This is a genomic window from Streptosporangium sp. NPDC087985, from assembly GCF_044741965.1.
Lineage (GTDB): Bacteria > Actinomycetota > Actinomycetes > Streptosporangiales > Streptosporangiaceae > Streptosporangium.
The window spans coordinates 692,430-709,198 of the sequence record NZ_JBIUTQ010000002.1 but is presented as its reverse complement, the minus strand read 5'-3'; the positions used below and the strand labels follow the sequence as shown (position 1 = coordinate 709,198).

Annotated in this window: 16 protein-coding genes, 4 tRNA genes and 1 pseudogene; 13 read left to right on the top strand and 8 right to left on the bottom strand. The window is 69.9% G+C overall.

Annotated features, from left to right (window positions below; genetic code table 11):
• Nucleotides 1-14: 14 nt before the first annotated feature.
• Nucleotides 15-620, bottom strand: a complete 606-nt coding sequence (locus ACIN94_RS08615; RefSeq protein ID WP_400701475.1) for a glycoside hydrolase family 25 protein — start codon at nt 618-620, stop codon at nt 15-17.
• Between the two features lie 94 nt (nt 621-714).
• Between ACIN94_RS08615 and dapD the strand changes: the two genes are divergently transcribed.
• Both dapD and ACIN94_RS08605 read left to right on the top strand, forming a co-directional pair.
• Nucleotides 715-1,692: a 2,3,4,5-tetrahydropyridine-2,6-dicarboxylate N-succinyltransferase gene (dapD, locus tag ACIN94_RS08610; RefSeq protein ID WP_400701473.1), complete on the top strand. Its 978-nt coding sequence runs from the start codon at nt 715-717 to the stop codon at nt 1,690-1,692.
• A gap of 129 nt (nt 1,693-1,821) precedes the next feature.
• Nucleotides 1,822-2,436 carry a hypothetical protein gene (locus ACIN94_RS08605; RefSeq protein ID WP_400701471.1) on the top strand — a complete coding sequence of 205 codons (615 nt, stop codon included), beginning with the start codon at nt 1,822-1,824 and terminating at the stop codon, nt 2,434-2,436.
• A 23-nt stretch (nt 2,437-2,459) separates the two neighbouring features.
• Here ACIN94_RS08605 and ACIN94_RS08600 read toward each other — a convergent pair whose 3' ends face one another.
• Nucleotides 2,460-3,122, bottom strand: coding sequence for a potassium channel family protein (locus tag ACIN94_RS08600; RefSeq protein ID WP_400701469.1), 663 nt, complete (start codon nt 3,120-3,122; stop codon nt 2,460-2,462).
• A gap of 1,060 nt (nt 3,123-4,182) precedes the next feature.
• Nucleotides 4,183-4,254 (bottom strand) — tRNA-Val (locus tag ACIN94_RS08595).
• A gap of 457 nt (nt 4,255-4,711) precedes the next feature.
• Here ACIN94_RS08595 and ACIN94_RS08590 point away from each other — a divergent pair.
• Nucleotides 4,712-5,128 carry an SsgA family sporulation/cell division regulator gene (locus ACIN94_RS08590; protein ID WP_089210725.1) on the top strand — a complete coding sequence of 139 codons (417 nt, stop codon included), beginning with the start codon at nt 4,712-4,714 and terminating at the stop codon, nt 5,126-5,128.
• 96 nt (nt 5,129-5,224) lie between these two features.
• A pseudogene (locus ACIN94_RS08585) lies at nt 5,225-5,512 on the top strand (hypothetical protein); the annotation flags it as partial.
• A 22-nt stretch (nt 5,513-5,534) separates the two neighbouring features.
• Here the strand turns inward: ACIN94_RS08585 and ACIN94_RS08580 are convergent.
• From ACIN94_RS08580 to ACIN94_RS08570, 3 genes are read right to left on the bottom strand one after another with little or no spacing between them, the layout of a single operon-like run.
• The gene (locus tag ACIN94_RS08580; RefSeq protein WP_400701465.1) at nt 5,535-6,365 is read right to left on the bottom strand and encodes an aminotransferase class IV; all 831 of its coding nucleotides are present in this window, start codon (nt 6,363-6,365) and stop codon (nt 5,535-5,537) included.
• Nucleotides 6,362-7,384, bottom strand: coding sequence for a chorismate-binding protein (locus tag ACIN94_RS08575; RefSeq protein WP_400701462.1), 1,023 nt, complete (start codon nt 7,382-7,384; stop codon nt 6,362-6,364). The genes ACIN94_RS08580 and ACIN94_RS08575 overlap by 4 nt, the downstream gene beginning before the upstream one ends.
• A gap of 4 nt (nt 7,385-7,388) precedes the next feature.
• Entirely contained in the window at nt 7,389-8,276 is an 888-nt protein-coding gene (locus tag ACIN94_RS08570; protein ID WP_400701459.1) for a LysR family transcriptional regulator, read from the bottom strand.
• Between the two features lie 73 nt (nt 8,277-8,349).
• On the opposite strand from ACIN94_RS08570, the gene ACIN94_RS08565 reads away from it, so the two are divergent.
• Nucleotides 8,350-9,285 carry an NAD(P)-binding domain-containing protein gene (locus ACIN94_RS08565; protein WP_400701456.1) on the top strand — a complete coding sequence of 312 codons (936 nt, stop codon included), beginning with the start codon at nt 8,350-8,352 and terminating at the stop codon, nt 9,283-9,285.
• Here the strand turns inward: ACIN94_RS08565 and hutH are convergent.
• Nucleotides 9,266-10,813 carry a histidine ammonia-lyase gene (gene hutH, locus ACIN94_RS08560; RefSeq protein WP_400701453.1) on the bottom strand — a complete coding sequence of 516 codons (1,548 nt, stop codon included), beginning with the start codon at nt 10,811-10,813 and terminating at the stop codon, nt 9,266-9,268. The genes ACIN94_RS08565 and hutH overlap by 20 nt on opposite strands.
• A 17-nt stretch (nt 10,814-10,830) precedes the next feature.
• A complete protein-coding gene (locus tag ACIN94_RS08555) occupies nt 10,831-11,553 on the bottom strand; it encodes an ArsR/SmtB family transcription factor (RefSeq protein ID WP_400701450.1) in 723 nt (240 codons plus the stop codon).
• 42 nt (nt 11,554-11,595) lie between these two features.
• Here ACIN94_RS08555 and ACIN94_RS08550 point away from each other — a divergent pair, with 42 nt between their 5' ends.
• From ACIN94_RS08550 to ACIN94_RS08515, 8 genes are all read left to right on the top strand, one after another.
• The gene (locus ACIN94_RS08550; RefSeq protein WP_400701447.1) at nt 11,596-11,718 is read left to right on the top strand and encodes a hypothetical protein; all 123 of its coding nucleotides are present in this window, start codon (nt 11,596-11,598) and stop codon (nt 11,716-11,718) included.
• 39 nt (nt 11,719-11,757) lie between these two features.
• A tRNA-Gly gene (locus tag ACIN94_RS08545) sits at nt 11,758-11,829 on the top strand.
• Nucleotides 11,830-11,854: 25 nt separating this feature from the next.
• A tRNA-Cys gene (locus ACIN94_RS08540) sits at nt 11,855-11,925 on the top strand.
• Nucleotides 11,926-11,939: 14 nt separating this feature from the next.
• Nucleotides 11,940-12,011, top strand: a tRNA-Val gene (locus tag ACIN94_RS08535).
• Nucleotides 12,012-12,298: 287 nt separating this feature from the next.
• Nucleotides 12,299-12,976 carry a pyridoxamine 5'-phosphate oxidase family protein gene (locus ACIN94_RS08530; protein ID WP_400701444.1) on the top strand — a complete coding sequence of 226 codons (678 nt, stop codon included), beginning with the start codon at nt 12,299-12,301 and terminating at the stop codon, nt 12,974-12,976.
• A 102-nt stretch (nt 12,977-13,078) separates the two neighbouring features.
• Nucleotides 13,079-13,879, top strand: a complete 801-nt coding sequence (ureA, locus tag ACIN94_RS08525) for an urease subunit gamma (protein WP_400701441.1) — start codon at nt 13,079-13,081, stop codon at nt 13,877-13,879.
• Nucleotides 13,876-15,525, top strand: a complete 1,650-nt coding sequence (locus tag ACIN94_RS08520) for an urease subunit alpha (protein WP_400701438.1) — start codon at nt 13,876-13,878, stop codon at nt 15,523-15,525. The genes ureA and ACIN94_RS08520 overlap by 4 nt, the downstream gene beginning before the upstream one ends.
• Nucleotides 15,526-15,567: 42 nt before the next feature.
• Entirely contained in the window at nt 15,568-16,554 is a 987-nt protein-coding gene (locus ACIN94_RS08515; RefSeq protein WP_400701705.1) for an agmatine/peptidylarginine deiminase, read from the top strand.
• Nucleotides 16,555-16,769 lie beyond the last annotated feature (215 nt).

Genomic DNA, 16,769 nt, shown 5'->3' with positions numbered 1-16,769 from the left:
GGTCATCGGACTCCTCAGGCGTCGCGGCGCCGGCGGTAGCCCAGTGACGTGAGTTCGGCCCGGGTGCCCCGGAAGACGTTGCGGTCCAGTGGGGTGTGGGAGTGCTGGTGGATGGTCCATCTGTGCCACGGCATCGGGACGTTGGGCCTGCCGACGGGATTGTTGGGGGCGGCGATCCAGAGGGGGTAGTCCTCCAGCCCGGCGCAGTTGCCGTTCAGCGCGAACGCGAGGAACGTGTAGACCACCGGCCGCACCCCGGCCTGGGCGGTGACCGCCTGGCACCAGCGGCGGGCGAAGTCGGCCACCTTGCGTGCGGACAGATGGTCGTTGGTCTCCAGGTCGAGCGCGAGCAGGTCGCCGCGGCGCAGACCGCCCGCCCCCTGCACGGCCTCCAGGAAGTGGGCCGCCTGGACTTCCGGGTCACCCGCGGGATGGGCGAAGTGATAAGCCCCGCAGACGATCCAGTTCTCCCGCATGCCGGTCCAGTTCCTGCCGAACCATCCGTCGGTGAAGGTGCCTCCCTCGGTAGCCTTGGCGAAGGCGAAGGAGATCCCGTTGTTGGCATAGTGGTCCCAGTCGACGGCGCCCTGCCAGTTCGACACATCAATGCCACGCAACATGGCGGCAACGCTAACGACCCGGACGACACGGGCACATGTCCAACGCTCTCTCGGCGTACTGCCATTGCACCGGCTTTGACTAGGCTTGGTCGCTGTGAACGCAGCTGCACAGACCTCAGGCGCCCACGGTGCCGGCATCGCGACCATCACCCCGGACGGGACCGTGCTCGACACCTGGTTCCCCTCCCCGCAACTGGGCGAGCCCTCCTCCCCGGGCACCAGGCGGCTGACCCCGCAGGAGGCCGCCGAGGCGCTCGGTTCCGGAGTCACCGCGCTGCTCGGCCCCGACGAGGACCGCGGTGTGGAGGTGATCGCGGTGTACACCGGGATCACCAAGCTGTCGGAGGCACCCGCCGACACCTATGACGCCTACCTCCGCCTGCACCTGCTGTCGGCCCGCCTCGTCCAGCCCCACGGGCAGAACCTGGACGGCCTGTTCGGTGTGCTGAACAACGTGGTGTGGACCAACCACGGCCCGTGCCCGGTCGAGGGCTTCGAGGCGGTACGGCTGCGCCTGCGCGCCCGCGGCCAGGTGACCGTCCACGGCGTGGACAAGTTCCCCCGGATGGTCGACTACGTGGTGCCCACCGGCGTCCGGATCGCCGAGGCCGACCGGGTCCGTCTCGGTGCGCATCTGGCCGCCGGCACGACCGTGATGCACGAGGGCTTCGTCAACTTCAACGCCGGGACGCTCGGCACCTCGATGGTCGAGGGCCGCATCTCGGCGGGCGTGGTCGTGGGCGACGGCTCCGACGTCGGCGGCGGCGCCTCGATCATGGGCACCCTGTCCGGCGGCGGCAAGCAGGTCATCTCCATCGGCAACCGCTGTCTGCTGGGCGCCAACAGCGGCGTCGGCATCTCTCTCGGCGACGACTGCGTGGTGGAGGCCGGCCTGTACGTCACCGCCGGGACCAAGGTCACCCTCCCCGACGGCCGGACCGTCAAGGCCGCCGAGTTCTCCGGCGCCTCCGGCCTGCTGTTCCGCCGCAACTCCGTCTCCGGTGCCGTCGAGGTCGTGCCCCGCCAGGGCACCGGCGTTGAGCTCAACAGCGCCCTGCACGCCAACGACTGACCTCCGGGGCGGAGCAACCCACCGGACCGCCCCGGCCCGCGCGGATCGACGGCTTCCGGAAGTTCATTCCGGCTTTCTCACCTGACAAGGTCGGCCACGGACCTTGGATCTCACAGCGATGGGGAGCGCATGACCGGTCGGGAGGCGCCGCACGGTGGGAAGAGCACGACGATGGCCGCACGGTGGGTCACCGGGCTGTTCGCACCCCAGGTCCTGGTCATCGTGCTTCCGCCGGTCATCGGACTGCTGACGGACGGCTGGACGGGTGCCGGGTGGGGGCTGGTCGCCTCGGCACTGTGCGGCGGGGTCCCCGCCGGAGTGATCCTGGCTGGGGTCCGCTCCGGGCGGCTGGACTCCCACCATCTGGTCGACCGGACGAGCCGGACGAAGCCGCTGCTGGTGGCGGTCGCGGCCGTACTGGCCGCGCTGGTGCTGCTGGCCGGCCTGGGCGCGCCCAGGCTTCTCGTGGCCACGGTGACCGCGATGCTGGCCGCGCTGGCGGTGACCGTCCCGATCACCCTGAAATGGAAGATCTCCTTCCACGCGGCCGTGTCGGCGGGCACCGTGGTGGTGCTCACCCACGTGCTGCCCACCGTGCCGACCCTCGTGATCGGTGCGCTGATCACCGCGACGGTCTGCTGGGCTCGGATACGGCTCCGGCACCACACCCCCGCCCAGGTCGCCGCCGGGGCCCTCGCCGGCGTCGGTTCGGCCTGGCCGATCCTGGCGGCTTTCGGCGTCTGACCGGCGGTCAGTACCGGAGCGGGTCACGGAAGCTCGGTGAACCGCTCCACCTGCTCGGCCTTGCCCGCGATGATGATCACGTCCCCATAGCTCAGGACGGTGTCGGACGCGGCGTGGGTGAACTCGTCGTACTGGCCCTTCACACAGACCACGGTCACCCCGTACTTGCGGCGCAACCCCGACTGGCCGAGGGGGACTCCGACGAACTCCCGGGGCGGCCGGGTCTTGGCCAGCGCGTAGTCGCCGTCCACCCCCATGTAGTCGAGCATCCGCCCGTTCAGCAGACGCGCCAGGCGCTCTCCCATGTCGTGTTCGGGAAGGATCACATGGTGAGCGCCGACGCGCTCCAGGATGCGGCCGTGATCACGGCTCACCGCCTTGGCCCAGACATCCTCGATCTCCAGCTCGACGAGCAGGGACGTCGTGAGAATGCTGGACTCGAGGTCGGTGCCGATGGCGACCACCGCCCGGTAGAAGTCGGGCACGCCGAGCTGGCGCAGGACCTCCATGTCGGTGGAGTCGGCGACGACAACGTGGGGGAGCCTGGCCGCCATGCTCTGCACCACCTTGGGGCGGCTGTCGATGGCCAGCACCTCGGTCCCCCTGTGGACGAGTTCCACAGCGAGCGAGCTGCCGAAGCGGCCAAGTCCGACCACCACCACGGGGTCGTTCCGTCTGTCAACCAACGATCGTCTTCTCCTCGGGGGGCCGCAGTCACGGGAGCACGCCGGCGTGAGCAGTCCGGGAGGACGGTGCCCCTCGGCCTCCACCTGCGCCTTGCGGGCGGACGACGCCGAGATCAGACTGGTGATCTCCTGACGTGAACGCGGCCTGCGCGCCCCACCAGCCAGGACGATCGCCGGATCCCCTTGTCAGCGGATAAGTCCGAATGAATCCTAGCCAGTCCCGGCCGACCCCGGCACATATCCTCAAAATCGCTCGTTGTCCCCGCGACGGCGCGGAAGAGCGAGAGCACCGGTCCGTCGAAACGGTCGAACTGCATGAGATCACCCCTTGGTCTACGGTGGCGGCCGATACTCCTGGCATTCGCACGGACGGCGTTGGCCTTGCGGATATGCGAAAGACGGCGCCGGGTTGATGATGGATGTCTGCCGGCGACAGCACGTGATGGTCGAGGTCCGGAGCGGAGCAAAACGTTCCTGAAATTTGGTGAAGAACATTCAGGACGGCGTTTCCAGCGAAATTGCAGCGGATCCCGGCCCGCGGCCAGAGGGCCGCATCCGGGGTGGTCACCTTGCCGGGGTGGATCGGATGACACTCACCGAAGACTCGAGTCTGCCGCGTCTCATGTCAACGAGTAACAGCACGAACATAATTAGGGGAAATGGCGCCACAGAGCTTCCGGGCCAGAATTACACCTGTTCACCTACTATTTTTACTGGAGCAAGGTCCGGCGGTTTCACCGGTTCATCTCAGGGGTCGACGAAAGTTTCTCATCCTGCCTGGAAAACCTGGGGAGCGGAGCGCCTCCGGCCGGCCGAGGATGGCCGGTCCGGAAACCACCGGCCCGCGGCCCGGAAGGAGCCCATGGATCGGCGATCCTCACATCGGCCCGGGCGTCCACCGCGAGGGCCGCTAGGGAGCCCCGAAGGCGCGGAAGCGAGGGCCGGACCCTGGCGGAGCGATCTGGAGACCCGGCCGACCGACGACCCAAAAGATCTACGAAAGCGAAAGAGCCCGACGGTTGATGTCAACCGCCGGGCTCTGATCTACGTCTATCCTGCGTGGGCGATACTGGGATCGAACCAGTGACCTCTTCGGTGTGAACGAAGCGCTCTCCCGCTGAGCTAATCGCCCGCTCTGTCCGGCCCCTCTCGGTGCCGACGTGGAAAACCATACAGCAATCCGGGCCCACTGGCGAAGCGGCGCCCACGGGGGGATGATCTTGAGGTGCGACACGGTGGGGAGCCAAAGGTCGAGGGATGCGTCCACCGGGGGGCTACGGTGTCATAGCATCGTCCTGGTCCGTAGAAGCACCGTACGACCCGAGCTAGACCTCTATCGCCCGAGACGCTCCTACAGGGGAGTCGACGGTGACCAAAACGATACGCAAAACCCTTGCAAATAAGGCCCTGTTGGTGATGCTTGGCCAGGTAGATGCCCAAATGTCGCGCTGTGATGTGCGTTACAGAAGGGCCTGGAGGCGGAATCTTTCCTACAGGTTTCTTTGTTCCGCGTCATAGCTCGGGGCAGAGTCCTCAGAGCAGTGAAAGCCCCGAAGAGGGGACCGACGACGAAAAAGGTTTGGCTGACGATGAACAGCTCCACCGTCTCTGCCGAGCTTGGCCTTCGGCTTGTGGTCCCCGACCGTACCACCGTCCCCCTGCTCGCCGGACTCAGCTACACGGCCGATGATCCTTACGCGATCAGAATGGCCTTCCATGTGGGGAACGACGAACCGGTCGAGTGGATCTTCGCCCGCGAACTGCTGACAGTCGGCATCGTGCGGCGAGTTGGCGACGGAGACGTCCAGGTGTGGCCGGCGCGCGCCGACGGCGAGCGCACTCTGCACATCAGTCTCACGTCACCGTTCGGACAGGCCCTGTTCGAGGTGCCTCTTGCTCCGCTCACGGAGTTCTTGCACCGCACGTACGAACTGGTCCCGGCCGGTCGTGAGACCGACTTCATGGACCTCGACGCCGAGCTCAGCAACATGCTCTGGAGTTCCTGATCCCCGGGTGGGCGGCCGGGGAAGAGCCGCCCACCGGGCATCTCCGTGTCGCCCTCGCCCGCCGTGCCGTCCTGGGCGACGGGGGTCCGTTATCCACCGGTTCCCGGCAGGGACATCATGGTCCAGGCCTGGTACCAGGGCGGGGTGTCGATCCGGGACTTCACCGACACGGCCCACCCTTGGGAGATCGGCTTCTTCGAACGCGGTCCCGTCGACGGGATCGGCGGTTCGTGGTCGGCCTACTACTACAACGGCCACATCTACTCCAGCGACATCACCAAGGGCCTGGACGTGCTCCGGATCGACGACCCGCTGACCGATCCGGCCAAGAAGGTCACGCTCAAGGAGCTGAACGCCCAGACCCAGATGTCCTACCCGGAGTGACCGGAGTGACCGGAGTGACCCGTCACGGGTCGAGGTCGGCGGCGGAGCGCTCGGCGAAGACCCGCATCGCCTTGGCGGTGATCGGGCCGGGCGCGGCCGGCAGCGTGGTCTGGTCGACCGCGCGGATCGGCTGGATGTCGCGGGTGGTGGAGGTCAGGAACGCCTCCTCGGCCTCGTAGAGGGCCGACAGCGGGACGTCCTCCTCGGAGCCGCCGCACCACTCCAGGGTGAGTGCCCGGGTGACCCCGGCCAGGCAGCCGGAGGACAGCGTGGGGGTGAGCAGGCGGCCGTCGCGCACGATGAAGATGTTGCTGCCGGTGCCCTCACAGAGGTTCCCCGCGAGGTTTTCGAAGATCGCCTCGCCACCGCCCCTGGCCTTGGCGTAGAAGAGGGCCTTGGCGTTGTCGCCGTAGGAGGTGCTCTTCACCCCGGCGAGCGCGCCGCGCTCGTTGCGCGGCCAGGGCACCACGGTCACGTCGGCGGTGGCGGGGAAAGGCTTCTGCTCGTCGACGATCACCACGGCGGTACAGCCCTGGTTCCCGCGGTCGGAGCCGAGCGGGCCGGGACCGCTGGTGTAGGTGACGCGGATCCGGCCGAGCTGCCAGGGGGGCGCCTCGGCCAGGCAGGCGTGTACGCCGGCGGTGATCGCGTCGACGTCGGGCTCGGGCAGGTCCATGCGCTGGGCCGAGAGCCGGAGCCGGTCGAGGTGGCGGGTGAGCGCGAACGAGGCGCCGTTCACGCACTTGATGGTCTCGAAGACGCCGTCCCCGACCATCAGACCGTGGTCGAACACCGAGACGGTGGCCTGTTCCGGGCCAATAAGTTCTCCGTTGACCCATACGGGCACGTTCATCTAATTCCTCCTGAACCTGCTGAACCTGGCGTGGAAGCGAGCGCGATGAGCCGGGAGGCCTTCAACTCGGTCTCGCGCCATTCGCGCTCCGGATCGCTGCCCCAGGTTATGCCCGCACCCGTGCCGAAGTGGATCTCGTCGGATGAGAGCCAGAACGTGCGGATGCCCACAGCCAGCGACGCCCGGTGCCGGTCTGCGTCAACCCAGCCCACAGCTCCACAGTACGGCCCGCGCGGCTCGGGTTCGAGCTCATTGATGATGCGCAGAGCAGAAGATTTCGGGGCACCGGTCACCGAGCCTGGAGGAAAGGTCGCCGAGAGAAGATCCGGCCAGCCGAATTCCGGCGCGAGCCGGGCCCGGACCGTGGAGACCAGGTGCACCAGGCCGGGATGCTCCTCCACCTCGCACAGCGCGGGCACGCTCACCGAGCCGACCGTGGCGACCCGGCCCAGGTCGTTGCGGACCAGATCGACGATCATCACGTTCTCCGCGTGGTCCTTCTCCAGCAGGTCCTCGGCGGTGACCCCGGTCCCTTTGATCGGCTTGGACTCGACCACGTCACCGTCCCTGGACAGGTAGAGCTCCGGGGAGGCCGACACCACGCTCAGGCCGGGCAGGCTCACCGTGGCGGCGTAGGGGGCCGGGTTGCCCTCCGCCAGCCGTACGGCCAGCGCCAGCGGGTCCGCCTCCCCGGGCAGTGGCGCGGTCAGGACGCGGCACAGGTTGGCCTGGTAGACCTCGCCCCGCTCGATGTACGCGCGGATACGGCGCACGCCCTCCTCATAGGCGGCCCGGTCCAGGGAGCTGCGCCACGACGACATGTGCGGCCCGCGCCAGGGGCCGCGAGGCACGGGTAGCGGTGCGCGCCGGACGTCCTCGAATCTGGCGCACGTGACCTTGCCCTCGTAGTCGAGCACGACGGCCCACCATCCCTCGCCGTCGAGGGCGGCCAGGTCGGTGGTGACGTCGCGGAGCCGGGTGGCCAGGTGGCCCCCTACATACGCAAATGAGTCGTCCACTCCGCTATTGTCCCGCCGCCTCGGACAGCAGGCGCACCAGCGTACGGGCAGCAGGCAACGGAGAGCAGGGCAGCGCAGCCGAGACGGCCCGGCGCGGGGCCAGGTCGCCGAGGGAGCGGAGCACCAGATCGGGCGGCACGGCGCGCGCGGCGAGGGTGGGCACCAGCGTGATGCCGAGTCCGGCCGCGACGAACCCGAACTTGCCCGTCCACTCGGCGATCCTGACCGTGGTCCGCGGCGTGAACCCGGCACGGGCGCAGGCCACCTGGAGCATGGTCGCCGGTCCGGGCGACGGCGCCTCGATCCAGGCCTCCTCCTGCAGCTCGCACAGGTCGACGATCTCCTGTCCGGCCAGCCGGTGGTCGCGGGGCAGCGCGACCAGTAACTCGTCCTCCAGCAGCGGGATGATCTCCACTCCCTCGTCGTACGGCAGGCCGGACGGGTAGTCGCTGACAACGGCGACGTCCAGGACGCCCTCGCGCATCCGGCGCAGCAGGCCGCCGCTGGGCGCCTCGACCGGGGTGAGCTCGACCTCGGGGAACTCCCGCCGGAAGGCCCGCAGAGCGCCGGGGACCAGTGAGACGTTGGCGGTGGCGAACGCCCCGACGCGCAGGCGCCCGAGATAGCCGCCGTGGATGCCGGCCAGGTCCTCCTCCGCTCTGGCCAGCCGGTTCAGCACGGCCCGTGCGTGCTGATGGAGCGTCTCACCTGCCGGCGTCAGCCGTACTCCTCTCGGAAGCCGGTCGAACAGCGGGCCGCCCGCCTGCAGTTCGAGGGAGGCGATGCGCCGGGAGACAGCGGACTGGGTGTAGTTGAGCTGGGTCGCGGCCCCGGTGAAGGAGCCGGTGCGGGCCACCGCATCCAGCAGGCGGAGCGCGTCGGTGTCAAACACATTCCTCCCATACATGGCTTATATGCAATCTAGTCGCTGGTGGAATGTCGTGCTCCCTCCTAGCGTGGATCACATGATTTCCTTTCTTGGTCTGGGACACATGGGTGTCCTCATGGCCCGGCGACTCGTGGAGGCCGGGCACAAGGTGACGGTGTGGAACCGCACCCCGCGCACGGTCGAGGGCGCCTTCAGCGCGGCGTCCCCCGCCGAGGCCGTGGCGGAGGCGGAACTGGTCATCACCATGCTCAGCGACCCCGCCGCGGTGAAGCGGGTGCTCGCCGACGCGGCGCCCGGCCTTCGGCCGGGGGCGCTGGTCGTAGAGATGTCCACGATCGGGCCCGATGCGGTGGCCGAGCTACGCGGCCGACTCCCCTTGCAGGTGGGACTGGTGGACGCGCCGGTGCTGGGCAGCGTCCAGCCCGCGCGGGACGGCACGCTGACCGTCCTGGTCGGTGGTCTGCCGGAGGACATGGCGCGCTGCCGGGAGGTGCTCGGGGTGTTCGGCCAGGTCCAGGAGGTAGGGGGGCCGAGGGCGGGAGCCGCGATGAAGCTGGCGGTGATGAGCGCCCTGGTGCCCGCCCAGGTGCTGCTCGCCGAGACCCTGGCGTACGGCGAGGCGACCGGGGTGGACAGGGCTGCGCTGCTGGACGCGGCGTCCGCCGGGCTGGGCGGCGAGGATCTGACGGCCGTCTTCGGACACGTGGGCGCGGCCCGCCGTACGGGCGTGGAGAAGCTGAACCCGGCCTCGGTCCCGGCGACCAACGGCTACTACTCCCATGCGACCAGGGCCGGGGACCTGCTGTTCATCTCCGGGCAGGTGGCGCTGGACGCCGACGGGCAGGTGGTCGGCGAGGGGGACATGACGCGCCAGTCGGAGTACGGGGCCGTCCGGGGGCGTCACATCACCGGCGAGCCCCCGGCCAGCACGACCGTGGAGGTGTCACGGCTGTTCCGGCCGGGGCTGCTGATCGAGGTGGAGGTGATCGCCGCTATCCCAGCGGGCCGGTGACCGACTCGGCGGCGGCGACGATCACGTCGTCGGCGACGAGCCGGACCACCGCCTCGATCTCCGGGGCGAGGAAGCGGTCCGGGCCGGGACCGGAGACCGCCTGGCGCAGAGAGGCGACCACGGCCGCGGTCGCGGGGGCGGGCCGGTGCGGCGCCCGCAGGTCGAGCGCCCGCGCCGCGGTGAGGATCTCCACCGCGAGCACCCGGGTGAGCCCGTCCACCGAACGGCGTAGCTTGCGGGCGGCCGACCAGCCCATCGAGACGTGGTCCTCCTGCATGGCGGAGCTCGGGATGGAGTCCACGCTCGCGGGCACGGCCAGGCGCTTGAGCTCGGAGACGATCGCGGCCTGGGTGTACTGGGCGATCATGTGCCCGGAGTCCACACCGGGGTCGTCGGCGAGGAAGGCGGGCAGGCCGTGGCTACGGGCCACGTCGAGCATGCGGTCGGTACGGCGCTCGGAGATGCTCGCCACGTCCGCGACCGCGATGGCCAGGAAGTCGAGCACATAGCCCACGGGAGCGCCGTGGAAGTTACCGTTGGACTCCACCCGGCCGTCGGCGAGGACCACCGGGTTGTCGATCGCGGAGGCGAGCTCCCGGCCGGCGACCGCGGCGGCGTGCGCGAGGGTGTCACGGGCGGCCCCGGCGACCTGCGGGGCACAGCGCAGCGAGTAGGCGTCCTGGACGCGGGTGCAGGTGCCGTCCCGGTGAGAATCCATGATCTGCGAATCCGCCAGGAGCGCGCGAAGGTTGGCGGCGCTGGCGGCCTGGCCCGGATGCGGGCGCAGAGCCTGCAGGTCGGCGGCGAAGACGCGGTCGGTGCCGAGCAGCGCCTCCACGCTCATCGCCGCGCTGATGTCGGCGGTCTTGAACAGGCGTCCGAGATCGTCCATGGCCAGGATCAGCATGCCGAGCATGCCGTCGGTGCCGTTGATGAGCGCGAGGCCCTCCTTGGCGGCGAGCTCGACGGGCTCGATACCGGCCTGCTTCAGCGCCTCGGCGGCGTCCACGCGCTCTCCGGAGGCGTCACGGACGACGCCCTCTCCCATGATCGTGAGTGCGACGTGTGAGAGCGGCGCGAGGTCGCCGGAGCAGCCGAGGCTGCCGTACTCGTGCACCACGGGGGTGATCGACGCGTTGAGCATGTCCTGGAGCACCTTGGCGGTCTTCGGGCGCACGCCGGTGTGACCGGTCGCCAGGGTGTGCAGACGCAGCAGCATCAGCGCCCGGGTGACCTCGATCTCCACCTCGGGACCGGAGCCGGCGGCGTGCGATCGGACCAGGGAGCGCTGCAGCTGGGCGCGGAGCGAGGGGGCGATGTGCCGGGTGGCCAGGGCCCCGAACCCGGTCGACACCCCGTAGGCGGGTGTGGGGCTCTCGGCGAGCTCGTCCACGCGGGTGCGGGCCGCGGCCATGGCCGCCACCGCATCGTCGGTGAGGTGAACCGCGGCGCCGTACCGGGCCACCCTGACAACTTCCTCGAAGCTCAGCGGCTCCGGCCCGATGTTCACGACCTCGTTGTCGCGCATGGCGTCACTCTCTCGCACTAGGTAACTGGCGTATGTGATGTTAGCCCCTTACCGGCAAAGATCGCCGCTATGCCCGCCCTGCCCGGTTCGGTAATCTCCACCAACCGCCGCACCGTGCCGCGCCGATACCAGCCTCGGTCGAGAAGTGCGCCGGTCAGCGCGGCGCCGAGGGCTCCGCCGAGATGTGAACGGCGCTCGGTCCAGTCCAGGCACGCGGGGGCGAACTTGCGCCGCCCTCCCCTGACGGTGTCCACGTCCACCCCGAGCTCCCCGAACCCGGCCTCCCCCGCGGAGGTGACCTCGAAGGCGTCCTGCCCGGTCAGATATCCGGTCGCGAGGAGCGCGGCGAGCAGTTCCACGCCCGCGCGTCCCGCGAGATGGTCGTAACAGGTGCGGGCCTCTCGCAGTTGCCGCGCCTGACGGGACTGACGCAGGGACCGTACCGCGGGGCGCCGGCTGAGCCCGGCCAGGGCCTCCAGCACCCCGGCCACCTCCGGCCCCGCGAGCCGGTAGTAGCGGTATCGGCCCGCAGCCGCCACGGTCACCATCCCGCCGTCCAGAAGCCTGGCCAGATGGGCACTGGCGGTGGCCGGGCTCACTCCGGCCAGCCTGGCCAGCTCCCCTGCGGCCAGGGCTCGGCCGTCCAGCAGCACGTTCAGCATGGCGGCCCGGGTCGGATCGGCGATGAGGCCCGCGACGGGGGCGATGTCGGCGTCGGTGGCGATGTGTTCGGCGGCCATACTTCGACGTTAGCCCACCCTTCTTTCGTCCGGGATCGAAGCATGCCCGACGGCCCCGAACAGCCCGCCGCCGACGCCTTACCCTCGCCGGGGGTGGCCGGGATCGCCTGGTGCGCCGAGCAGGCCGGGACGCTCCGGTTTGGGGAGTCGGCGAGTATTCGCTAGAGTTCTAGGCGTGAGGCCGGGCCAAGCCCGGAAACACACGCGGAAGTGGCTCAGTGGTAGAGCATCACCTTGCCAAGGTGAGGGTCGCGGGTTCGAATCCCGTCTTCCGCTCGAAGGACCTCCGGGTCCTCACTCCGGTGGAGTGGCCGAGAGGCGAGGCAACGGCCTGCAAAGCCGTGTACACGGGTTCAAATCCCGTCTCCACCTCTCGTGTTCGGCGAGGACGATTAGCTCAGCGGGAGAGCGCTTCCCTGACACGGAAGAGGTCACAGGTTCAATCCCTGTATCGTCCACCCCTTGCGTCAACGGCCGCCAAGCCCCCTTCGGGGCCTTGGCGGCCTTCTGTTCTTTCCGGGCCGATCACCGGGCTCCGCCGCCGTACCGGCGGTAGCCGGGGCGCACACCTCCGGCACGGAGTGATCAACAGGTTCACGGGTACGGAAGGTATGCGAGAGGAGACCGCACTCGCCGTCGTGGCGTGCGCCGTCCTGGCCGTGCCCTGAGGCCAAGGGCCGCGGCTCCGACCACCACGAGGCGTCCGGGAGGGCGCCGCCTCGGCTTCCGCGAGCAAGGGGATTCCATGACCGAACGCATCTCGGCCCCGGGGGATCTGGGCCGCCGGATCGCGCATCGCCGTAAGTCTCTCGGTATGACCAGGGAGCAGCTGGCCGAACGGGCCAGGATCGACCCCGGTTACCTCGGCTACCTGGAGGAGAGCGCCGCCTCGCCGGGCGCGAGCACCGTCAACCAGCTGGCCGATGCTCTGGGCACCAGCAGCGAGGAGCTGCTCGGCGGCACCGTGGACCTGCCCCCGGGACGCGGTCCCGGAGATACGCGGTCGCGGCTGGAGAGGCTGGACCCCGACGAGTGCATGCGGCTGATCTCTCCGGGCGGCGTGGGGCGGGTGGCCTTCACCAACCCCACCGGGCCGGTGGTGATACCGGTCAACTACGTGATCCACAGCGGGGCCGTACTGCTCCGCACGGCCTTCGGAGGCCCGCTGGACGAGGATCTTCGTACCGGCGTCAAGGGGGTCGAATTCAAGATCGCCTTTGAGGTCGACCGCGTCGACGACCCCAACAGGCAGGGCTGGAGCGTGCTCGTCCGGGGCGCCGCCCACCACGTCTCCTCCGAAGAGGAGAAGGCGGCCGTGGCGAGTGCGGGCGTCGAGCCGTGGGCGGGTGGCGAGCGGGAGCTCTACATCCGCATCACCCCTGCCGAGATCACCGGCCGTCTTATCCGTCACGGCCAGGCATAGTCCACGGCGAGCGTCTCCTCGTCCCGCGGCGGGCGACGACCTGGGTCCCCACTAAAATTCAGATCCGACTTCGAGAACGGTTCTGAAAAAAGGGGGGCGGCTGTGCGGCTGACACCTGCGGAACGCGACCGGCTGCTGCTGTTCACGGCTGCCGGGCTGGCACGCGCCAGGAAGGCGAGAGGTCTGCGGCTGAACGTGCCGGAGGCCACCGCGCTGATCGCGGACACCGTCTGCGAGGCCGCACGCGACGGGGCACGGCTGGCCGAGGCGGTCGAGGCCGGTCGCGGGGCGCTGGGCCCCGGCGACGTACTGCCCGGGGTGGCCGACGTCGTCACCGAGGTGATGGTCGAGGCGGTCTTCGACGACGGCACCCGGCTGGCCGTGGTGACCGACCCGTTCGGCGGCGGTTCGCTCGGCGACGAGGCCCCCGGCGCGGTGACCGCGGCGACGCCGCGCTCCGGCGGCCGGGACATCCCCGGTGCGGACGCCGTCGAGGTGGAGGTGTTCAACACCGCGACCGTGCCGATCAGCGTCACCTCGCACTTCCACTTCTTCGAGGTGAACCCGCGGCTCCGGTTCGACCGGGCCACGGGCTACGGGCGCCGGCTGGCCGTTCCCGCGGGCTCCACCGTCCGGTTCGATCCGGGCGAGAGCCGTACCGCCTGCTTGGTACCGATCGGCGGCGCACGGGTGGCGATCGGGTTCGCCGGGCTGGTCGACGGTCCGCTGGACGCGCCGGGCGCGTTCGAACGGGCCATGGAGAAGGCGCGGGCCTGCGGCTATCTGGGCAGCGGACCGGCGGGCTCCACTCCGGGCGGTGACGTGGCGGGACCCGCCGCGGACGGTGTCCCGGCCGGTTCCGCCGGGGGCCACGCACGACCGGCGCAGGCGGGTGACCGATGAGCGTGTACGGCCCGCGCGAGGGGGACCGGGTCAGGCTCGGCGACTCCGGCCTGGTGGTCGAGGTCGAGCACGACTCGCAGAAGCCCGGGGAGGAGTTCCTCGCCGGATTCGGCAAGACCGCGCGTGACGGTCTGCACCTGAAGGCCGCCTCGGTCGGCGACACCTGCGACCTGGTGATCAGCAATGTACTGATCCTGGACCCGATCCTGGGCGTGCGGACCGCGTCCATCGGCGTCCGGGAGGGGCGGATCCACGCCGTCGGCCGGGCCGGGAACCCCGACACCCTGGACGGCGTGGACGTGGTGGTCGGCACCGGGACCACGATCGTGTCCGGCGAGGGGCTGATCGCCACCGCGGGAGCGGTCGACACCCATGTCCACCTGCTCAGCCCGCGCATCATGGAGGCCTCCCTCGCCTCCGGCGTCACCACGATCATCGGCCAGGAGTTCGGGCCGGTCTGGGGCGTCGGGGTCAACTCGCCGTGGGCGCTGCGGCACGCGTTCAACGCCTTCGACGCCTGGCCGGTGAACATCGGGTTCCTGGCCCGCGGCTCGTCCTCTCATGAGGCCCCGCTGGTCGAGGCACTGGTGGAGGGGGGCGCGAGCGGCTTCAAGGTGCACGAGGACATGGGGGCGCACACCCGCGCGCTGGACACCGCGCTGCGGGTCGCCGAGGAACATGACGTGCAGGTGGCCCTGCACACCGACGGCCTCAACGAGTGCCTGTCGGTGGAGGACACCCTCGCGGTCCTGGCCGGGAGGACGATCCACGCCTTCCACATCGAGGGCTGCGGCGGCGGCCACGTGCCCGACGTGCTCAGACTGGCCGGGGTGGCCAACGTCATCGGCTCCTCGACCAACCCGACGCTGCCCTTCGGCCGGGACGCGGTCGCCGAGCACCACGGGATGATCGTCTCGGTGCACGGACTCCGGCCCGAACTGCCGGGTGACGCCGCGCTGGCCGGAGACCGGGTCCGGGCGGGCACCATGGGCGCCGAGGACGTGCTGCACGACCTCGGGGTGATCGGCATCACCTCCTCCGACGCGCAGGGCATGGGCCGGGCGGGCGAGACGGTCCGCCGGACGTTTGCCATGGCCGGGAAGATGAAGGGCGAGCTGGGTGCGCCGGAGCGCAACGACAACGCGCGGGTGCTGCGCTACCTGGCCAAGCTGACGATCAACCCGGCCATCGCGCACGGCCTGTCCCACGAGGTCGGCTCGCTGGAGCCGGGCAAGCTGGCCGACATCGTGCTGTGGCGGCCCGACCACTTCGGCGCGAAACCACAGCTCGTGCTGAAGGCCGGATTCCCCGCCTACGGCGTGACCGGGGATCCGAACGCCTCCACCGACACCTGCGAGCCGCTGGTGCTGGGCCCGCAGTTCGGCGCGTACGGCGCGACCGCCGCGGACCTGTCGGTGGCCTTCGTCAGCGGGGCGGCCGCGGACGCGGCCGACGATCGCATGACGACCCGCCGCCGTCGCGTCGGCGTTCGCGGCACCCGCGGCATCGGCCCCGGGGATCTGGTGCGCAACTCCCGGCTAGGCTCCGTCCAGGTGAACGCGGCCGGCCAGGTCACCCTCAACGGCGATCCGATCCGGTCGGAGCCGGCCGACTCGGTCTCGCTCAGCCGCCTCTACTTCCTCTGACCTTTCCGTCCCCGCCCTCGAAGGAGCACCGACGTGTTCTTCATGCCGCCGGAGTGGCACCCGCACACCCGGACCTGGATGTCCTGGCCGGTAGCCGACTACGCTCTCGCCGACTCCGAGGCCTCCTACCGCGCGTGGTCGAGCGTGGCCAACACGATCGTCCGCTACGAGCCGGTCACCATGGTGGTCGACCCGGGCGGCCGGGAGTCGGCCGCCCGGTGGCTGGCCCCCGAGATCGAGGTGATGGAGCAGCCGCTGGACGACTCCTGGATGCGCGACAACGGCCCGACCTTCCTGGTGGACGGCAGAGGCGCGCTGGCCGGGGTGGACTGGACGTTCAACGGGTGGGGCTGGAACGCCCACGCCAAGGACGATCTGGTCGCCGGGGCCGTGCTGGAGCGGACGGGGGCCAGGAGGTTCCGCTCGGAGATGGTCAACGAGGGCGGCGGCATCCACGTGGACGGTGAGGGCACGGTCATCGTCACCGAGACCGTGCAACTCGGCGAGAGGCGCAACCCGGGCTGGACCAGGGAGCGGGTCGAGGCGGAGCTCCGCGCCCGGATCGGCGCGGAGAAGGTGATCTGGCTGCCGCGCGGCCTCACCGCCGACTACGGCGCATACGGCACCAGCGGCCATGTGGACCTGCTCGCCTCCTTCGCCCGGCCGGGCCTGGTGCTCTGTCACGTCCAGCCGGACCCCGACCATCCGGACCACGAGATCACCCGGGAGAACCTGGCGATTCTCCGGTCCTCGACCGACGCCAGGGGCCGCCGACTGGAGGTCGTCGAGCTGATCGCCCCGGAGACCCGCGAAGCCGGCGGGGAGCTGGTCGACTACTCCTACGTCAACCACTACCTGGCCAACGGCCTGGCCCTGCTCTGCTCCTTCGACGACCCGCGCGACGCCGCGGCGGCCGAGATCTTCGTCAAGCTCTTCCCTGAACGGGCCATCGAGGTGGTGGACGCCCGCCCCATCTTCGCCCTCGGCGGCGGAATCCACTGCATCACTCAGCAACAGCCTCGCCCTTAATAGGGCAACAGGAGTACGGTTTACACCGACGCGACTTTCGTCAACTTGTCCAGTGGGTTGTCCGCATCCGGCCACTCTAAGAAGTAGATCTTGTCAATCTGGGCAATTAGTGCGAATACTTGCGATTTGTTCTTATTATCAAGAGAGGCATCGCAATGAAGCACGTCATTGTTCACAAACCTGGCACTGTCCCGCTCCGTGGATCCGCTAGCCCC

Coding starts and splice junctions, on each gene's coding strand:
- ACIN94_RS08615 (WP_400701475.1), bottom strand. CDS start 620: ATGTTGCGTGGCATTGATGTGTCGAACTGGCAGGGCGCCGTCGACTGG.
- hutH (WP_400701453.1), bottom strand. CDS start 10,813: ATGCGCGACAACGAGGTCGTGAACATCGGGCCGGAGCCGCTGAGCTTC.
- ACIN94_RS08550 (WP_400701447.1), top strand. CDS start 11,596: ATGCCCGACGGCCCCGAACAGCCCGCCGCCGACGCCTTACCCTCGCCG.
- ACIN94_RS08590 (WP_089210725.1), top strand. CDS start 4,712: ATGAACAGCTCCACCGTCTCTGCCGAGCTTGGCCTTCGGCTTGTGGTC.
- ACIN94_RS08515 (WP_400701705.1), top strand. CDS start 15,568: ATGCCGCCGGAGTGGCACCCGCACACCCGGACCTGGATGTCCTGGCCG.
- ACIN94_RS08520 (WP_400701438.1), top strand. CDS start 13,876: ATGAGCGTGTACGGCCCGCGCGAGGGGGACCGGGTCAGGCTCGGCGAC.
- ACIN94_RS08580 (WP_400701465.1), bottom strand. CDS start 6,365: ATGAACGTGCCCGTATGGGTCAACGGAGAACTTATTGGCCCGGAACAG.
- ACIN94_RS08565 (WP_400701456.1), top strand. CDS start 8,350: ATGATTTCCTTTCTTGGTCTGGGACACATGGGTGTCCTCATGGCCCGG.
- ACIN94_RS08530 (WP_400701444.1), top strand. CDS start 12,299: ATGACCGAACGCATCTCGGCCCCGGGGGATCTGGGCCGCCGGATCGCG.
- ACIN94_RS08605 (WP_400701471.1), top strand. CDS start 1,822: ATGACCGGTCGGGAGGCGCCGCACGGTGGGAAGAGCACGACGATGGCC.
- ACIN94_RS08555 (WP_400701450.1), bottom strand. CDS start 11,553: ATGGCCGCCGAACACATCGCCACCGACGCCGACATCGCCCCCGTCGCG.